The following is a 14,529-nucleotide window of genomic DNA, read 5'->3' on the forward strand; positions in this document are numbered from 1 at the left end:
TCCGTCGTTCGCCGGTGTTCCCGGCATCCCTTACGTCTTCGACGGTACGGAGCATTGCGGTCAGTTCCGGTCCGCAATGCCGAAGGCGCCGCCGGACAGCAGGGGAACGGCGTCGGAGGCGTCGATCTCGGTGGCGACGGCGACGTCCTCCGGGAAGCCGCCCTCGGCCAGTTCCCGGCCCGAGGCGCACGCGGCGACCGCCGCGGCCGGGTCGGGGGTGGCGGTCCACAGCGCCGCGGCCGCGCCCGCTTCCGGGGACGGTGTGGCCCACGGTGCCCGGGCGCACAGCGCGGCGGCGACCGCCCCGGCCCCGAGCAGGTCCTCCAGCGCCGGGCGCAGGCTTCCGTCCGGCCACCGCTCACCGGCGGGGACCACCGCGACCGGCCGTTCGGGGGTCCCGTATCCCTGCCGTGCGAGCCAGGTGCCGACCGCCGCGGCGTTGCGCAGGCAGCCCGCGATCAACGTCGAGCCCTCACCGGCCGCCGCGGCGATGGCCGAACCGTTCGGCGACGGCAGCACCAGCTGTCCCGTGTGCGGCGCCCTCCGCAGCGCGGCCGGGGAGAGCGACCACGGCTGTTCCGCGGTCACCTCCCGCCGCCCGACCGCCAGGCGGGCGCCCAAGCGGTCCGCGTACTCCCGCGCCGACGCGTCCCGCCAGGCGTACGGATGCACCCGGGTCCCGCCCTCCACGGCCACCGACACCGCGGTCGTGAACGACAGCACGTCCACCACGACCAGGCCCGCGACCTCGGGTCCCAGCCGCCGCGCGCCCTCGGGCCCCCACTCCAGCCGGACCCCGTGCCCGGACTGGAGCCGCCAGGAAGCGGCGGTCACGGCGCGGTCGGGCGGTCCGCCGGGGCGGGGGCGAGGCCTGCGGCGACGAGGCCGGCGAAGACGGCCTTGCCGAGGGTCTGCACGGCGGACTGGGGGCGGACCATGACGGTGAACTCCTTGATGCGGCCGGTGTCGTCGAAGTGGAGGAGGTCGATGCCGTGGATGTCCTTGCCGTCGACGCCGGCGCGGAAGAGCAGGATCTCCGAGGGCGCCTCGTCGCCGTCGCCGCTGGTGGCCGAGGTGCCGTCGAAGCGGCCGATGTAGTGGAAGCCCTCGAACGTGCGCAGCAGGACGCCGAAGAGGCCGAGCACCATCGCCTTGCCCTCGAAGGGGGTGAAGGTCACCGGGCTGTAGAACCGGATGTCGTCGGTGAAGAGGTCGTCGAGGACGGCCAGGTCACCGGTCTCCACGGCGGTGCGGAAGCGGTCCGTGGTGGTGGTCGTCATGGGCCTGCCGCCTTCCGGGGCCCGGGCCCCAGTCATGAGGTTGATCAGTCAATTCCATGACTATCACGCCTGCGGCGCCGCCGGACAGATCCCGTGCGGCCCGGCCTGCGACGGCCGTCACATCCCCTTAACGAGACTTTTGCAAGCACTCTGCTTGCAAAAGTTAGCACCGCGGGGCATGCTCGAAGACATGGCTTCACTGAACGTCGGCAACCTCGGTGAGTATCTGCGGGAGCAGCGCCGCAACGCGAAGCTCTCGCTGCGCCAGCTCGCCGACGCCGCGGGGGTGTCCAACCCGTACCTCAGCCAGATCGAGCGCGGGCTGCGCAAGCCCAGTGCCGACATCCTGCAGCAACTGGCGAAGGCGCTGCGCATCTCCGCCGAGACCCTGTACGTGCAGGCGGGGATCCTCGACGAGCGGGACCAGGGCGACGGCCGGGAGGTCCGTACCGCCATCCTGGCCGACACGGCGATCAACGAGAAGCAGAAGCAGGTCCTGCTGCAGATCTACGAGTCGTTCCGCAGGGAGAGCGCCGTGGTGGAGGAAGCTCAGGACGAGCAGTCCGCCGCGCCGCACGAGCGCGCGGCGAAGGAGGCGGCGCACAAGGCTGCCGCCGTACTGAAGCCGAAGGCGACCGCCGGACCGGACGACGGGGGCGGCGGCGACGACGCCGCGGCCGCCGAGTGACCGGCGGACTCAACAGACGTACACGCCAGACGTACACGCCACCACCTCATACGGGAGAAACCCTCATGGCGATCACCGACGACCTCGTCAAGACCCTCAAGGACCCGACCCCGCTGTACGCGCTGGCCGGCACCGCCGACCTCGCCGCCGAGAAGCTGAAGGAGGTCCCGCCGCTGATCGAGAGGATCCGCAGCGAGGCCCCCGACCGGATCGAGAAGATCCGCGGCACCGACGCCAAGGCCGTGCAGGAGAAGGTGACGGCGCAGGCCAAGGGCGCGCAGAACCGGGCGCAGGCCAAGGTCAACGAGCTCTTCGGCAGCATTGACACCGACCTGCGCAAGCTGCGCGACTCCGCCCAGGACTTCGCGCTCCAGCAGGTGGGCCGCGCCGCCGAGTACGCGGTCCGCGCCAAGGAGACCTACGACGGCCTGGCCGAGCGCGGCAAGGACGCGGTCGCGACCTGGCGCGGCGACGCCGCCGACCAGGTCGAGGACATCGCGGTCGCGATCGAGGGCGAGCCGCAGCCGCGTCCGGCCGCGCAGCCCGCCCCCGCGCCGGCGCCGGCCCCCGTGCAGAACAACTCCGTGCCCGCGCCTGCGCCGGCCCCGGCCGACGACCGGTCCGCCTCCGCGAAGAAGGCCCCGACCGCCAAGAAGCCGGCCCCGGCCGCCCGCAAGAGCGCCCCGGGCAAGCCGGCCTCCTGAGGCCCGCACACCCGCGCGGACCCGCGCATCCGGAGGGCCGGGCACGCATCGCGTGCCCGGCCCTCTTCATGACCCCGTGGCGCTTCGCACAGGGGGGCGCCCCCGCCCTGCCCGGCCGGGTACGGTGGGAGCCGACGACGGAGGTGGACGGCGATGCTGGTTACAGGTTTTCTGGGCGTGCTGGGACTACTGTCCTGGGCGCTCTTCCTGCTCGCGCTCTTCGCGCTGGTCGACGCCGCGATTCATCGCCAGGACGCCTACCGCGCCGCCGACAAGAAGACGAAGGCGTTCTGGCTGATCGTCCTCGGGCTCGCCGCGGTGGTGATGAAGATCTTCTCGATCCTGTCGTTCCTGCCGGTCTTCGGTCTGATCGCGGTGATCGTCTACATGGTGGACGTGCGGCCGAAGCTCCGCGAAGTCGCGGGCAAGGGCGGCCCCCGGCGCCGTGGCGGCAGCAGCAGCGACGGTCCGTACGGGCCCTTCAACCGCTGAGCCCACTGAGCCCACTGAGCCCACTGAGCCCACCGAGCCAGGCCGACCCGCTGAGTCCGGTGCTGGATCAGGCGCCGGACTCCAGCAGCAGCAGCGCCACGTCGTCCGTCAGCTCCTCGCCGTTGAGCTCCCGCACCTCGGTGACTGCGGCGTCCAGCAGTTCCTCGCCGGTGAGCCCGGCGGCCAGCTGCCGCCCGATGAGTTCGACCATGCCCTCCTGGCCGAGGCGCTGCGGGCCCCGGCCGACGCGGCCCTCGATGAGCCCGTCCGTGTAGAGCATCAGGCTCCACGCCTCGCCGAGCTCGATCCGCGCGCGCTCCCAGCCCGACGCGCCGGGCAGCAGGCCGAGCGCCGGGCCGCCGTGCTCGTACGGCAGCAGTTGCGGGGCCATCCCGGACAGCGACACCAGCGGGGCGGGGTGGCCGGCCAGATAGAGGTCGGCGGAGCGGCCGTCCGCGGCGATGTCGACCTGGCAGAGGGTCGCGAAGATCTCCTCGTCGGGCCGCTCGTGCTCCAGCACCTGCTGGAGCGTGCGGAGCAGCGCGTCGCCGCAGAGCCCGGCGAAGGTCAGCGCGCGCCACGCGATCCGCAGTTCCACGCCGAGGGCGGCCTCGTCGGGGCCGTGGCCGCAGACGTCGCCGATCATGGCGTGCACGGTGCCGTCGGGGGTGCGCACGGTGTCGTAGAAGTCGCCGCCGAGCAGGGCACGGCTGCGGCCGGGCCGGTAGTGGGCCGCGAAGCGCAGGTCGGCGCCGTGCAGCAGCGGGGTCGGCAGCAGGCCGCGCTCCAGGCGGGAGTTCTCCTGCGCGAGCAGCCGGGTCTCGGTGAGCTGGCGCTGCGCGACGTCGGCACGCTTGCGTTCCACCGCGTAGCGGATGGCCCGGGTCAGGTGGGAGGGCTCCAGGTCGGCGGGGGTGAGCTGGTCCTGGGCGCCGACGCGGACCGCCTCGGCGGCGCGCTCGGCGTCGGTGTCGGTGCCCGTGGTGAGGACGAGCACGGCGGTGTGCGGGGCCAGCCGCAGCAGCTGTCGCAGCCCGTCGAGACCGGCGGTGGCGTGGGGGCCGAGGTCCAGCAGGATGCAGTTGACGTCGTCGCGGAGCAGCCGCTCGGCCTCGGTCAGGTTGCGGGCGCGGCGGATGCGGACGCGGGTTCCCGAGACGTCCAGCAGGTCGGGGACGGTGAAGGTGCCGGAGGGGTCCTCACCGATGACGAGCAGCGTCAGGGCAGGGGAGGTCCGGCCCTCGGCGGGCAGCACTTCCTGGCGCGGCCCCGGCACGGTGACGAACCGGTCGGCCCGCCGTTCGGTCGCGGGCATCTCCGACATCGGGCAATTCCTTCCCTCCCCCCGAGGGCAACGTCCCGGAACGGCGGTGCCACCGCCTGTTCCGGGCTCACTGAAGGGCGACCATAGCGGTACCGCATGTCCGCGGGGGAGGGCCTGCCGGTAAACCGCCCGTGTCATATGCGCCTGCGAGCTGGGGATTTCGGCGTTCGGAGGGCGAAACGGACATGAGCAACGTCACGTCCCGGCGGGCGCCGAGTGGTCCCCGTCACGTCGGCGGGGCCGTGCGCCGCAGGTCACCCGCCGTTCGGCAGTCCGCCTCCGACCTGGGGCCCCGCGATCAGCCGGACCCGGGGGCCAGCGCCTCCCAGCGCACGGTCACCTCGCCCTGCCGCCAGCGCGCCGCCGTGTCCGTCACCGGCCAGCCGCCCGGGCCGGCCAGGCTCCCGACCGTACGGATCCAGCGCTGCCGCGCGCCCAGTGACGCGAAGGGCGCGGCCGCCGCCCAGGCCCGGTCGAAATCCGTGAGGAAGGCGTGCACCGGCTCGCCCGGCACATTGCGGTGGATCAGCACCTTCGGGAGGCGTTCGGCCAGGTCGGAGGGGCGTTCCAGGGAACCCAGGCGGGTCGCGAACGTCACCGTGCGCGGGCCCTCCGGGCCGATCGCCACCCACACGTGGCGGCGGCCGATCTCGTCGCAGGTGCCCTCCACCAGCAGCCCGTCCGGGGCGAGCCGGGAACGCAGCCGGTCCCACACCTCCGCGACCCGCGTCTCGTCGTACTGCCGCAGCACGTTCGCCGCCCTGATCAGCGCGGGCCTGCGGTCACCGGGCAGCGGCACCTCGAAGCCGCCGTGCGCGAAGGAGAGCCCCTCGCGGGTATAGCGGGCCGCGGCCTCGACGCGCGCGGGGTCGATCTCGATGCCGACGACCTCCGCGTCCCCGCGGACCGCGCGCAACCGCCGCATCAGCTCCAGCGCCGTCCACGGCGCCGCGCCGTAGCCCAGGTCCACGGCGAGCGGGTCCTCCGCACGCCGCAGCGCGGCCCCGTGCGCCGCCACGATCCACCGGTCCATGCGGCGCAGGCGGTTCGGATTGGTCGTCCCCCGCGTCACTTCCCCGACCGGCCGCCTCGCTCGCATACGCCGAGCCTATGCGAGCCCCGGTGAGCCCCCGACGGCGCGGACGCGTGCGACGGCTCAGGCCGGGCAGCGGCTCTGGAGGGGTTCCCGGGGCGGGCGGTGCGCTCGTGCCGTGCCGGGCCGGCCGCCAGTGTCACGCTTTGGCAAAGCGGAAATGGATCTCGGCTACTGACCGGTTGTACAGGTTCGGGGCCGGACCGCGCGCGAGCGGCGGCCCGCCCTGTGGACAACAAGGAGGCACGGCGACGTGAGCCAGTACGTGGCGAGGGTCCTGGGCGGTGGTGCGACCCGCCGGCTGCGCAGGCACGGCGTCGGCGGGCGCCGTCCGCGGCGCGTGGCGATGCTCAGCGTGCACACGTCTCCGCTCCACCAGCCGGGCACCGGCGACGCGGGCGGGATGAACGTCTACATCGTGGAGCTGGCCAAGCGGCTCGCCGAGGGCTCCGGCATCGAGGTGGAGATCTTCACCCGGGCCACCACGGCCGCGCTGCCGCCCTGCGTGGAGCTCGCCCCGGGCGTCCTGGTCCGGCATGTCGACGCCGGTCCCTACGAGGGCCTGGCCAAGGAGGACCTGCCGGCCCAGCTGTGCGCCTTCACGCACGGCGTGATGCAGGCCGAGGCCAGCCACCGCCAGGGCCACTACGACCTCGTGCACTCCCACTACTGGCTGTCCGGGCACGTCGGCTGGCTCGCCGCCGAGCGCTGGGGCGTGCCCCTGGTGCACGCGATGCACACGATGGCGAAGGTCAAGAACGCCTGCCTGGCCGAGGGCGACACGCCCGAGCCCGCGGCCCGGGTCATCGGCGAGACGCAGATCGTCACCGCGGCCGACCGGCTCATCGCCAACACCGCCGAGGAGTCCCGCGAACTCGTCCGGCACTACGACGCCGATCCCGGCAAGGTCGCCGTCGTCCACCCCGGCGTCAACCTGGACCGCTTCCGCCCCGACCCGCTCGGCGGCTCCGGCGGGCGGGCCGCCGCGCGGGCCCGGCTGGGACTGCCGCAGGACGCGCTGATCCCGCTGTTCGCCGGGCGGATACAGCCGCTCAAGGCGCCGGACGTCCTGCTGCGGGCGGTGGCGATCCTGCTCGGCGAGGACCCGTCGCTGCGCGAGCGGCTGGTGGTCCCGGTCGTCGGCGGCCCGAGCGGCAGCGGTCTGGCGAAGCCGGAGCGGCTGCACAAGCTGGCGGCCCGGCTCGGCATCTCCGACCTCGTACGGTTCCAGCCGCCGGTCGGCCAGGACCGGCTCGCCGACTGGTACCGGGCCGCGTCGGTGCTGGTCATGCCCTCGTACAGCGAATCGTTCGGACTGGTCGCCATCGAGGCGCAGGCCTGCGGCACGCCGGTGGTGGCGGCGCGGGTCGGCGGCCTGCCGGTCGCCGTGAAGGACGAGGAGACCGGCTTCCTCGTGCCCGGCCACGAACCGGGCGACTACGCCCGCGCGCTGCGCCGCTTCGTCGACCACCCGCACCTCGTCGACTCGATGGGCGAGGCCGCGGCGCGCCACGCCGAGTGCTTCGGCTGGGGCGCGGCGGCCGGGAGGACCGCCGAGGTCTACGCGGGTGCGATGGCCGAACGGCGGCGTCGCCTACGATCGCCGCATGGGTGAGCGGGAGCAGGCGGCGGCACGGTCGGCGGTCGAGCAGGCACTGAGGGAGGCCGAACTCGACTGGGAGACCGGCGCGTCCGGTGAGTACGTCGTCAAACTGCCCGGCACGCGCAAGCTGTCCACCACCGTCGCCCTGGCCGTCGGCCGGCACACCCTCTCCGTCAACGCCTTCGTCGTGCGCCGCCCCGACGAGAACCACGAGGCGTTCTACCGCTGGCTGCTGGAGCGCAACGCCCGCATGTACGGGGTGAGTTACGCCATCGACGGGCTCGGCGACGTCTATCTCGCGGGCCGGCTGCCGCTCGTCGCGGCCGTCCCCGAGGAGATCGACCGGCTGCTCGGCGCGGTCGTGGAGCACGCGGACGGCAGCTTCAACACCCTTCTGGAGCTGGGCTTCGCGACGGCGATCCGCAAGGAGTACGCGTGGCGGACCGCACGCGGGGAGTCGACGCGCAACCTGGAGGCCTTCGCCCACCTCACCGGCAAGGCCGACTCCTGAGGGTGTGACACACCCCTTTCACGCGGTCCTGAGCGGTGCGGCACAATCACGGTCGACGGAGCGGGCAACGGCGGGGGTGGGAACGTGGGGCGTTTCGGCTTGCGAGGCCGGCGCGAGGGCATACCGGACGAGCCGGCGCTCCTGGCCGCGGCTGCCGAGAATCCCGGTGGCAGCGTCTCCGAGATCGACACGACGTACATCGACGACCCTGACGGCTACGTCCCTCCCGAAGCGATCCGCGGCGCGTGGCTGGTGGACGGCAACGGGAAACTGACGGGTGAGTACCGGAAGAATCCCCGTCACGGCATGCCGCAGGACGACTTCGGCGAACTCACCGACCCTGATCACTGGATCGGCTGGCTCGGCGACGATCCCGCGGCGGTCGTCCGGAAGGGCATCGAGGAGTCGCTGCGTTCCCAGGCGGCGGACGCGGTGGTCGAGTGGGTCAAGATCCTGGAGAAGCCCCGGTTCCTCACGGCCGGACGTCGGCATCCCGAGGACGAAGGCCGCATCCTGGTCACCCGCGCGGCACTCGCCGTGCCCTTCGCGCTGTCCGTGCGCGCGACGCAGCACGGGCGCTCCGTCCTCCTGGGAGTGTTCTCCTGGGCGGCGGTGAACCTCGCACAGCCCGAAGCACGCAAGGACCGGCACTGGTTCGACCTGGGCGTCGGGCTGGACTGGGCCGGCGAACGGCTTCAGGAGCGGATCCACGAGGTCGACGGTGAGGGCGGCGCCGCCGAACGGTAGAGCCGCGCAGGCACCTGGCCGGCCCGGGCTAGTGGTCGGCCGTCGGTCCCGGCACGCGGTCCAGGGCCGGCGCCACCGCGCCGACGGGCTCGGGCTGCTGCGTGCGCTCCCGCAGCAGCAGCCAGTACCCGGCGCCCGCCACCGTGCCGACCACCGCGCACGCCCCCCATGCCACGCCGCCGCCCCAGCGGTCCAGCGCCACGCCGCCCAGCAGCGGTCCGGCGAAGGCCGCGGCCGGCCAGGCGATGGAGTACATGCCCTGGTAGCGGCCGCGGGCGTGCGTCGGGGAGAGGTCGGCGACCAGCGACATCGAGGCGGGCGCGTGCAGGATCTCGCCGATCGTCCACACCGCCACGGTGAAGGCGTAGAAGGCCACCGACCCGGCGAAGGCGGTGAGCCCGAAGCCCCAGCCCATCAGCACGGTGCCCGCGGTGAGCAGCGCCGCCCGGCTGCGGCCCTCGACCATGCGGGTCAGCGGGATCTGCAGCAGCACGATCAGCAGCCCGTTGAGGCCGATCACCAGGCCGTACTGGCCCGCGCTGAAGCCCTGGCGGCCCATGTCGACCGACAGCGTGGTCGAGCCCTGCTGGGTGACCGTGCCGAGCAGGAACGTCAGCGCGACGAACGCCATGAAGCGCCGGTCGCGCAGCACGATGCCGAGGCCGACGCGCGACGTCCCGGCGGCGGCGACCGAGGCGGTGTCGTCACCGCTGGCGGGCATGGTCTCCGGGACCTTCGCCCAGATCACCAGGGCGCACAGCAGTGTCATCACGGCGCCGCCGAGGAACAGCCAGAAGTAGCCCTGCGACGCGATGAGCCCGGCCGCCGCGGAGGACACGCCGAAGCCGATGTTGATCGCCCAGTAGTTGAGGGAGAAGGCCCGCACGCGGTCCTTCGCGGGCACCATGTCGGCCATCATCGCCTGCACCGCGGGCCGCGAGGCGCTGCTCGCCACGCCGAGCACGGTCGCCACGGCCGCGATCGCCACCTGCCCGTTGACGTACGCCAGCGCTGCTGTGCCCGCCGCGGCGCCGAGCTGCGCCAGCAGCATCGTCGACCGCCGCCCGACCCGGTCGGTCAGCACGCCGCCGACGACCGCGCCGACGGCGCCGCCCAGGCCGTACAGCGAGGCCACCAGGCCCGCGTAGGTCGCGGAGTAGCCGCGGTCCAAGGTCAGGTAGAGCGCCAGGAAGGTCACCACGAAGGCGCCGAGCCGGTTGATCAGCGTGCTGGTCCACAGCCACCAGAAGGCCCGGGGAAGCCCCGACACGGTCTCCCGTACGGCTCGTACGACAGCGGGCACGGCGGCGACTCCTCGCGGTGGTGGGCGTAATAGGCCAAGGTGGCTTGCGCAGCTTACCGGTGCCCTCCGCGGGGGGCCAAGGGGTTTTCTCCTAGACTCCAGGCATGGCTGATGCTCCGTACAAGCTGATCCTCCTCCGCCACGGCGAGAGCGAATGGAACGCGAAGAACCTCTTCACCGGATGGGTTGACGTCAACCTCAACGAGAAGGGCGAGAAGGAGGCGGTCCGGGGCGGCGAGCTGCTGCAGGACGCCGGTCTGCTCCCCGACGTCGTCCACACCTCCCTCCAGAAGCGCGCGATCCGCACCGCGCAGCTGGCCCTCGAGGCCGCCGACCGGCACTGGATCCCCGTCCACCGCAGCTGGCGCCTCAACGAGCGCCACTACGGCGCCCTCCAGGGCAAGGACAAGGCGCAGACCCTCGCCGAGTTCGGCGAGGAGCAGTTCATGCTCTGGCGCCGCTCCTACGACACCCCGCCGCCGCCGATCGCCGATGACAGCGAGTTCTCGCAGGCCGACGACGCGCGCTACGCCTCCATCCCCCCGGAGCTGCGCCCGCGCACGGAGTGCCTCAAGGACGTCGTCCAGCGCATGCTGCCGTACTGGTACGACGGCATCGTCCCGGACCTCCTCGCCGGCCGCACCGTGCTCGTCGCCGCCCACGGCAACAGCCTGCGCGCCCTCGTGAAGCACCTCGACGGCATCTCCGACGCCGACATCGCGGGCCTGAACATCCCCACCGGCATCCCGCTCGCCTACGAGCTCGACGCCGACTTCCGCCCCGTCACCCCGGGCGGCCGCTACCTCGACCCCGAGGCGGCCGCGGCGGCGATCGAGGCCGTGAAGAACCAGGGCAAGAAGAAGTAACCCCGACCGGTCAAGCCCCCTACCTGCGGATCCTCCGCGGGGAGGGGGCTTGTTGCTGCCCCGGGGCCGTCCGTGGGCCGGAGTCGTCTGGCCGGGCCGTCCGGAGAGGGGGTTCCGGCTGCCGCCTCAATGGTTGACCTCCCGGATTGCGTAGGGCGGGGATCGCGCGTTGCCGAGCTGAGAGTGCGCAGCAGTGCCGCCGTCGACCTTCGCCCCCTGGAGCGTGGTACTGGCGCCAATAATCCTTCCGATCTTGCCGGTTTTGTTGTGGTTGGTGGTGTAGTCAGAACCTGGCCCGCGCGGGAGCATGGGCCACCCAGCGGCCGAGGGGGGCGCGGAAACCGGGGGGAGCACAAGGCATGGGGTTAGGCAGGGAGCTCGGCAAAGACGCGGACAGCTCATCAGTCATCGGTACTCCGTTGATCAACGCGCCCGCAATACCGCTGGGTGGCGTCGACAGCACATACGCCCAGGCGTCGCAGCAGACGGAAACGACACGGCTACTGGGTGCGGCGGCGTACTTGCGGCCTGACTCGCCTGCGGAGTTCCGTACATGGCGAAAGAAGGAGTGGACCAGGTTCAAAAGGAGTGTGACGCCCGTCTTCGTCAAGGAGCGGCTGGACAAGAAGCGGGAGGCGGACAAGGACGCTGGCGCGGATGAGATACCCGAGAAACCGCAGCCGAAGGTACTCATCGGACCCGACTTTGTTCGCTGGGTGCGTGACCGCGTCGCTACCGGTCACCCTGTTCCGTCCTTCGGATTCGAACTCACTCCGGTCATTGAGCGCTGCGCCGCCGCCGAGCATCTGCTGTATCTGCGGCGGGCCGTCATGGCCATTGCCCTGCTGGCGGGCTTCGCCTGCCTGTTCACCGCAGGTCCCGAGATGGCGCCAGCCGTGGCGATTGCAGGCTATTGGGCTGCCTTCTACCTCGATCGGCTCCTCGCCCATCGCCGCCTGGTGGGGATGGGCGGAGACCCTATTGCAAGGGGCGTCCAGGCGCGCGGCCTCACCCGGAAGAGCCGTCGCGCTCTGGAAGCAGTCCGAAAGCTGAAATTCGGTACGGTCGTTCCGTATGTCACCGAAATCCGTACAGGCGGCCCCAGATACCATTTTGTCGGAGCGGGAAAGGTCTGGTACGAGGCCCAGATCGGCATCGATGTCCTGCCTGCTCAGCCAAGGCCCAAGAGAGACGGTACATCTGGCTCCGCCATCCTGAGTCCCCGATTAGAAGACCTCTTCACCCCGACTGAGCCAGAGTCGGTCCGTGTCAAGCACTTCACGCCGGACGACCTGCTCACCCATGTCATACGTTGGCTCAAGCGCGGTAACGCGCCCGATCCAAACTTCCACCCGGACAACCGGCTTGAAGCGTACGGCGTCGCCGCGATCTCAGCAGAGCGTTGGAAAGACATCAATTCGGAACAATGGACGTCACTGCACGTCCTGGCCGAACACGGGCCCGTGGCTGTCGGTGCGGGACGTACTCCTAAGGTGGCCCGCCGGTTCCTGTGCGCCCGGGTCATTTCCTGGGATGGTGAACTGGTGGCTTCGGTCTTCGTTGGCTTCGCTTATGAGAACAACTACCTGCGGGTCACGATCCGGCCCCACGTGATCAACCCTCTCCACCCCACGCTGCGTGCCGCCGACGGCGAGGCTGCTAGGTCCGGCTGGTCCTGGCATCGCCGCGCCTGGTTCGCCTCGGCAGTAGACGTGGTGCTGCTGCTCGCGCGGCTGTTCAATCCTGGTAAGGAGCGCCGGCACCCCGAACTCGACAAGCGGAAGGGGCCTGTGAGCCTGCGCGAGGCATACTCCACGCGGTACATGGACGACATGCTCCAGTACGACGACGCTCGCCGCTACATCGAAATGATGCAACGACGCATCTTCGATTCGGTCGATCAATTTCTCGTCGATCACAACGTCGACATCGGCACCTATCGAGAGCAGACCACGGTCATTCTCCAGAACTCCGGCGTGATCAACTACGGCGAAATGGGATCGGTGCAGAACCAACCCGGAGCCGTCGGCTCCCAGATGAACGCACGGCCCCCAACGGTAGGAGGAATAGCGTGATCCGCAGGAACAATCAACCCTCGGGCGACAACTCCGGCGTCGTGAACTATGGGGCCATGGGAAATGTCCAAAACCAGCCTGGTGCCACCAACTCCCGCCAGGGCCAGACCAACACCCAACCAGGACCGGATCAGCTGAAGGAATTCACCACCCTGCTGGACCGCATTCGACAGCAACTGGCTGTCGAGCAAGGCCGAGTCAACGACTACCAGCAGTGTGTTGTCCTCCTAGACATCACCGCGCAGCAACGCCTCGACGATTCGGGCGGCCGCTCCCTGGCCAGCGAAATGCTGGGACAGATCCTCACCAAATGCGATGGTGTACCCGGACTCGTATCTCTCTTGACCTCAGCGCTCTCCCTGATAGCCACCTTCGCCTGACATCCGGGGCGCGAGAAGAAGAAACCCCGACCGGTCAAGCCCCCTGCCTGCGGATCCTTCGCGGGGAGGGGGCTTGGCGCTGGGCCGGCACGAGACCGCCGGAGCCACGGCCGGTGTCGGCGGGTGCTGGTAGAACGCGCGTATGACGTTCAGATTCGAAGCACGCATCGTCTGCGGGCTCGACGATCCCGAGCAGGACGGCACCTTGATCGCAGGGTTGGCCGAGTCCGACGAGGAGGAGGACTTCTCGCTCACGTTCATGTGCCGCTTCGACGAGCCCGACGAACAGGACGTGCGGCTCGGCTTCGACTCGCACTGCGTCGTCACGCCCGACCAGAACACCGCGTACGGGTGTGTACGCCGGGCCGAACTGGACGGGGACGTCCTGCGGATCACGCTGGACCCCGAGTCCGTGGACGCGCTCGCACTGGACGGCCCGATCGTCGAAGCCGTCCTGCGTGCGCCGGCCGCGGACGTGGCCCGCATGCTCGGCGTCCTCGCGCGCGTCCTGGCCTACGGGCGGCCCGATGCCCGTCCGCCGGTGGTCTCCCTTTAGGAGGCGGCCAACAAGCGCCGCGGCACGCGCATTTGGGCCCGCCTCGGCGCCGTGACTGCCTAGACTCGGCAAATGACCTTGGAATGGGAACAGGTAATCGTCCACTCCGTGGACCCCGTGGCGCTCGGGCAGTGGTGGGCCGAGGCCCTCGGGTGGGTCGTGGTGCACTCCTCCGACGACGAGTTCGAGATCCGCCCGACGGCGGACCGCACGCCGGGGCTGGACTTCGTCCGGCTCGCGGAGGCCAAGCAGGCCAAGAGCCGGCTGCACCTCGACTTCCGGCCGGACGACCAGGCCGCCGAGGTGGCGCGGCTGGAGGCGCACGGCGCGAAGCGGGTCGACATCGGCCAGGGCGACCAGTCGTGGGTGGTCATGGCGGACCCCGAGGGCAACGAGTTCTGCATCCTCGGCAGCCGGCCGCAAAGCGGTTGACGCCCGGGGCGGGGCGCCGGTTTGCTGCCGGGATGCCTCAGCTTCGGATCGAGCAGCCGCACGGCGACGACGCGCTCAGGGACTGGCAGCGCGTGCACAACGAGATCATCCCGACCGCCGTGCTGTCCCTGGACGACGTGCGGGAGCGGGCCGGCCGCAACCACCTGGAGGTGGCATACCTCGGGGACGACGCCGTGGGGTGCACGACGGTGCGGCCCCCGGAGGGGGACGAGGCCACGGCCACGGTGATCGCGCGGGTGCTGCCCGCGCACCGCGGGCGCGGCTTCGGGGCGCAGCTGTACGAACGGGGCCTGGGCGCGGCGCGGGGGATGGGTGCCGGGGTGGTCGAGACGGTGGTGCTGGCCTCGAACGAGGCCGGGCTGCGCTTCGCCGAGCGGCACGGTTTCGTGGAGGTCGAGCGGTACGTGCTGCCGGGGGACACGATTCCGTTCGTGACGCTGCGGCTGCCCTGACC

Annotated in this window: 17 protein-coding genes; 12 read left to right on the forward strand and 5 right to left on the reverse strand. The window is 71.4% G+C overall.

All coding sequences use genetic code 11. The features are described from left to right. Positions 1-60: 60 nt before the first annotated feature. Both ABZ883_RS26115 and ABZ883_RS26120 read right to left on the reverse strand, forming a co-directional pair. The gene (locus tag ABZ883_RS26115) at positions 61-834 is read right to left on the reverse strand and encodes a 2-phosphosulfolactate phosphatase (RefSeq protein WP_360910086.1); all 774 of its coding nucleotides are present in this window, start codon (positions 832-834) and stop codon (positions 61-63) included. Continuing rightward, positions 831-1,280, reverse strand: coding sequence for a nuclear transport factor 2 family protein (locus tag ABZ883_RS26120; protein WP_360910088.1), 450 nt, complete (start codon positions 1,278-1,280; stop codon positions 831-833). The genes ABZ883_RS26115 and ABZ883_RS26120 overlap by 4 nt, the downstream gene beginning before the upstream one ends. A gap of 190 nt (positions 1,281-1,470) precedes the next feature. Here ABZ883_RS26120 and ABZ883_RS26125 point away from each other — a divergent pair, with 190 nt between their 5' ends. The 3 genes from ABZ883_RS26125 (at position 1,471) to ABZ883_RS26135 (ending at position 3,164) form a co-directional block, all read left to right on the forward strand. Beyond that, positions 1,471-1,968 carry a helix-turn-helix transcriptional regulator gene (locus ABZ883_RS26125; RefSeq protein ID WP_360910090.1) on the forward strand — a complete coding sequence of 166 codons (498 nt, stop codon included), beginning with the start codon at positions 1,471-1,473 and terminating at the stop codon, positions 1,966-1,968. Positions 1,969-2,033: 65 nt separating this feature from the next. After that, positions 2,034-2,672, forward strand: coding sequence for a hypothetical protein (locus tag ABZ883_RS26130; protein ID WP_360910092.1), 639 nt, complete (start codon positions 2,034-2,036; stop codon positions 2,670-2,672). A gap of 153 nt (positions 2,673-2,825) precedes the next feature. Further along, positions 2,826-3,164, forward strand: coding sequence for a DUF2516 family protein (locus tag ABZ883_RS26135; RefSeq protein WP_360910094.1), 339 nt, complete (start codon positions 2,826-2,828; stop codon positions 3,162-3,164). Positions 3,165-3,231: 67 nt separating this feature from the next. On the opposite strand, the gene ABZ883_RS26140 is transcribed toward ABZ883_RS26135, so the two are convergent. Both ABZ883_RS26140 and ABZ883_RS26145 read right to left on the reverse strand, forming a co-directional pair. Next, the gene (locus ABZ883_RS26140; protein ID WP_360910096.1) at positions 3,232-4,488 is read right to left on the reverse strand and encodes a fused response regulator/phosphatase; all 1,257 of its coding nucleotides are present in this window, start codon (positions 4,486-4,488) and stop codon (positions 3,232-3,234) included. Positions 4,489-4,786: 298 nt separating this feature from the next. After that, positions 4,787-5,587 (reverse strand): class I SAM-dependent methyltransferase, encoded by an 801-nt coding sequence (locus tag ABZ883_RS26145; protein WP_360910098.1) that lies wholly within the window; start codon positions 5,585-5,587, stop codon positions 4,787-4,789. Positions 5,588-5,834: 247 nt separating this feature from the next. On the opposite strand from ABZ883_RS26145, the gene mshA reads away from it, so the two are divergent. The 3 genes from mshA to ABZ883_RS26160 all read left to right on the forward strand — a co-directional run bounded on the left by mshA (position 5,835) and on the right by ABZ883_RS26160 (position 8,442). Beyond that, positions 5,835-7,196 carry a D-inositol-3-phosphate glycosyltransferase gene (mshA, locus tag ABZ883_RS26150; protein WP_360910100.1) on the forward strand — a complete coding sequence of 454 codons (1,362 nt, stop codon included), beginning with the start codon at positions 5,835-5,837 and terminating at the stop codon, positions 7,194-7,196. Then, the gene (locus tag ABZ883_RS26155; protein WP_360910102.1) at positions 7,189-7,695 is read left to right on the forward strand and encodes a YbjN domain-containing protein; all 507 of its coding nucleotides are present in this window, start codon (positions 7,189-7,191) and stop codon (positions 7,693-7,695) included. Before mshA ends, ABZ883_RS26155 begins: the two co-directional genes overlap by 8 nt. Positions 7,696-7,779: 84 nt before the next feature. Beyond that, a complete protein-coding gene (locus ABZ883_RS26160) occupies positions 7,780-8,442 on the forward strand; it encodes a hypothetical protein (RefSeq protein WP_360910104.1) in 663 nt (220 codons plus the stop codon). Positions 8,443-8,470: 28 nt separating this feature from the next. On the opposite strand, the gene ABZ883_RS26165 is transcribed toward ABZ883_RS26160, so the two are convergent. After that, positions 8,471-9,745, reverse strand: coding sequence for an MFS transporter (locus ABZ883_RS26165; protein WP_360910106.1), 1,275 nt, complete (start codon positions 9,743-9,745; stop codon positions 8,471-8,473). Positions 9,746-9,849: 104 nt separating this feature from the next. Here ABZ883_RS26165 and ABZ883_RS26170 point away from each other — a divergent pair, with 104 nt between their 5' ends. The 6 genes from ABZ883_RS26170 to ABZ883_RS26195 all read left to right on the forward strand — a co-directional run bounded on the left by ABZ883_RS26170 (position 9,850) and on the right by ABZ883_RS26195 (position 14,527). Beyond that, positions 9,850-10,611, forward strand: coding sequence for a phosphoglyceromutase (locus tag ABZ883_RS26170; RefSeq protein WP_360910108.1), 762 nt, complete (start codon positions 9,850-9,852; stop codon positions 10,609-10,611). Between the two features lie 590 nt (positions 10,612-11,201). Continuing rightward, complete coding sequence (locus ABZ883_RS26175) at positions 11,202-12,686, forward strand: hypothetical protein (RefSeq protein ID WP_360910112.1); 1,485 nt, start codon at positions 11,202-11,204, stop codon at positions 12,684-12,686. Beyond that, on the forward strand, positions 12,683-13,066 hold the full coding sequence (locus ABZ883_RS26180) for a hypothetical protein (RefSeq protein ID WP_360910114.1): 384 nt from the start codon (positions 12,683-12,685) through the stop codon (positions 13,064-13,066). Before ABZ883_RS26175 ends, ABZ883_RS26180 begins: the two co-directional genes overlap by 4 nt. 142 nt (positions 13,067-13,208) lie before the next feature. Next, positions 13,209-13,622: an Imm10 family immunity protein gene (locus tag ABZ883_RS26185; protein WP_360910116.1), complete on the forward strand. Its 414-nt coding sequence runs from the start codon at positions 13,209-13,211 to the stop codon at positions 13,620-13,622. A gap of 72 nt (positions 13,623-13,694) precedes the next feature. Then, positions 13,695-14,054, forward strand: coding sequence for a VOC family protein (locus tag ABZ883_RS26190; RefSeq protein WP_360910118.1), 360 nt, complete (start codon positions 13,695-13,697; stop codon positions 14,052-14,054). Positions 14,055-14,086: 32 nt separating this feature from the next. Beyond that, positions 14,087-14,527: a GNAT family N-acetyltransferase gene (locus tag ABZ883_RS26195; protein ID WP_360910120.1), complete on the forward strand. Its 441-nt coding sequence runs from the start codon at positions 14,087-14,089 to the stop codon at positions 14,525-14,527. The last annotated feature ends 2 nt before the right edge of the window (positions 14,528-14,529 follow it).

Origin of the sequence: Streptomyces sp. NPDC046977, assembly GCF_040644455.1 — a bacterium.
In the GTDB taxonomy this organism is placed as follows: domain Bacteria; phylum Actinomycetota; class Actinomycetes; order Streptomycetales; family Streptomycetaceae; genus Actinacidiphila.

Coding starts and splice junctions, on each gene's coding strand:
- ABZ883_RS26170 (WP_360910108.1), top strand. CDS start 9,850: ATGGCTGATGCTCCGTACAAGCTGATCCTCCTCCGCCACGGCGAGAGC.
- ABZ883_RS26195 (WP_360910120.1), top strand. CDS start 14,087: ATGCCTCAGCTTCGGATCGAGCAGCCGCACGGCGACGACGCGCTCAGG.
- ABZ883_RS26120 (WP_360910088.1), bottom strand. CDS start 1,280: ATGACGACCACCACCACGGACCGCTTCCGCACCGCCGTGGAGACCGGT.
- ABZ883_RS26185 (WP_360910116.1), top strand. CDS start 13,209: ATGACGTTCAGATTCGAAGCACGCATCGTCTGCGGGCTCGACGATCCC.
- ABZ883_RS26190 (WP_360910118.1), top strand. CDS start 13,695: ATGACCTTGGAATGGGAACAGGTAATCGTCCACTCCGTGGACCCCGTG.
- ABZ883_RS26130 (WP_360910092.1), top strand. CDS start 2,034: ATGGCGATCACCGACGACCTCGTCAAGACCCTCAAGGACCCGACCCCG.
- ABZ883_RS26135 (WP_360910094.1), top strand. CDS start 2,826: ATGCTGGTTACAGGTTTTCTGGGCGTGCTGGGACTACTGTCCTGGGCG.
- ABZ883_RS26140 (WP_360910096.1), bottom strand. CDS start 4,488: ATGTCGGAGATGCCCGCGACCGAACGGCGGGCCGACCGGTTCGTCACC.
- ABZ883_RS26125 (WP_360910090.1), top strand. CDS start 1,471: ATGGCTTCACTGAACGTCGGCAACCTCGGTGAGTATCTGCGGGAGCAG.
- ABZ883_RS26145 (WP_360910098.1), bottom strand. CDS start 5,587: ATGCGAGCGAGGCGGCCGGTCGGGGAAGTGACGCGGGGGACGACCAAT.
- ABZ883_RS26155 (WP_360910102.1), top strand. CDS start 7,189: ATGGGTGAGCGGGAGCAGGCGGCGGCACGGTCGGCGGTCGAGCAGGCA.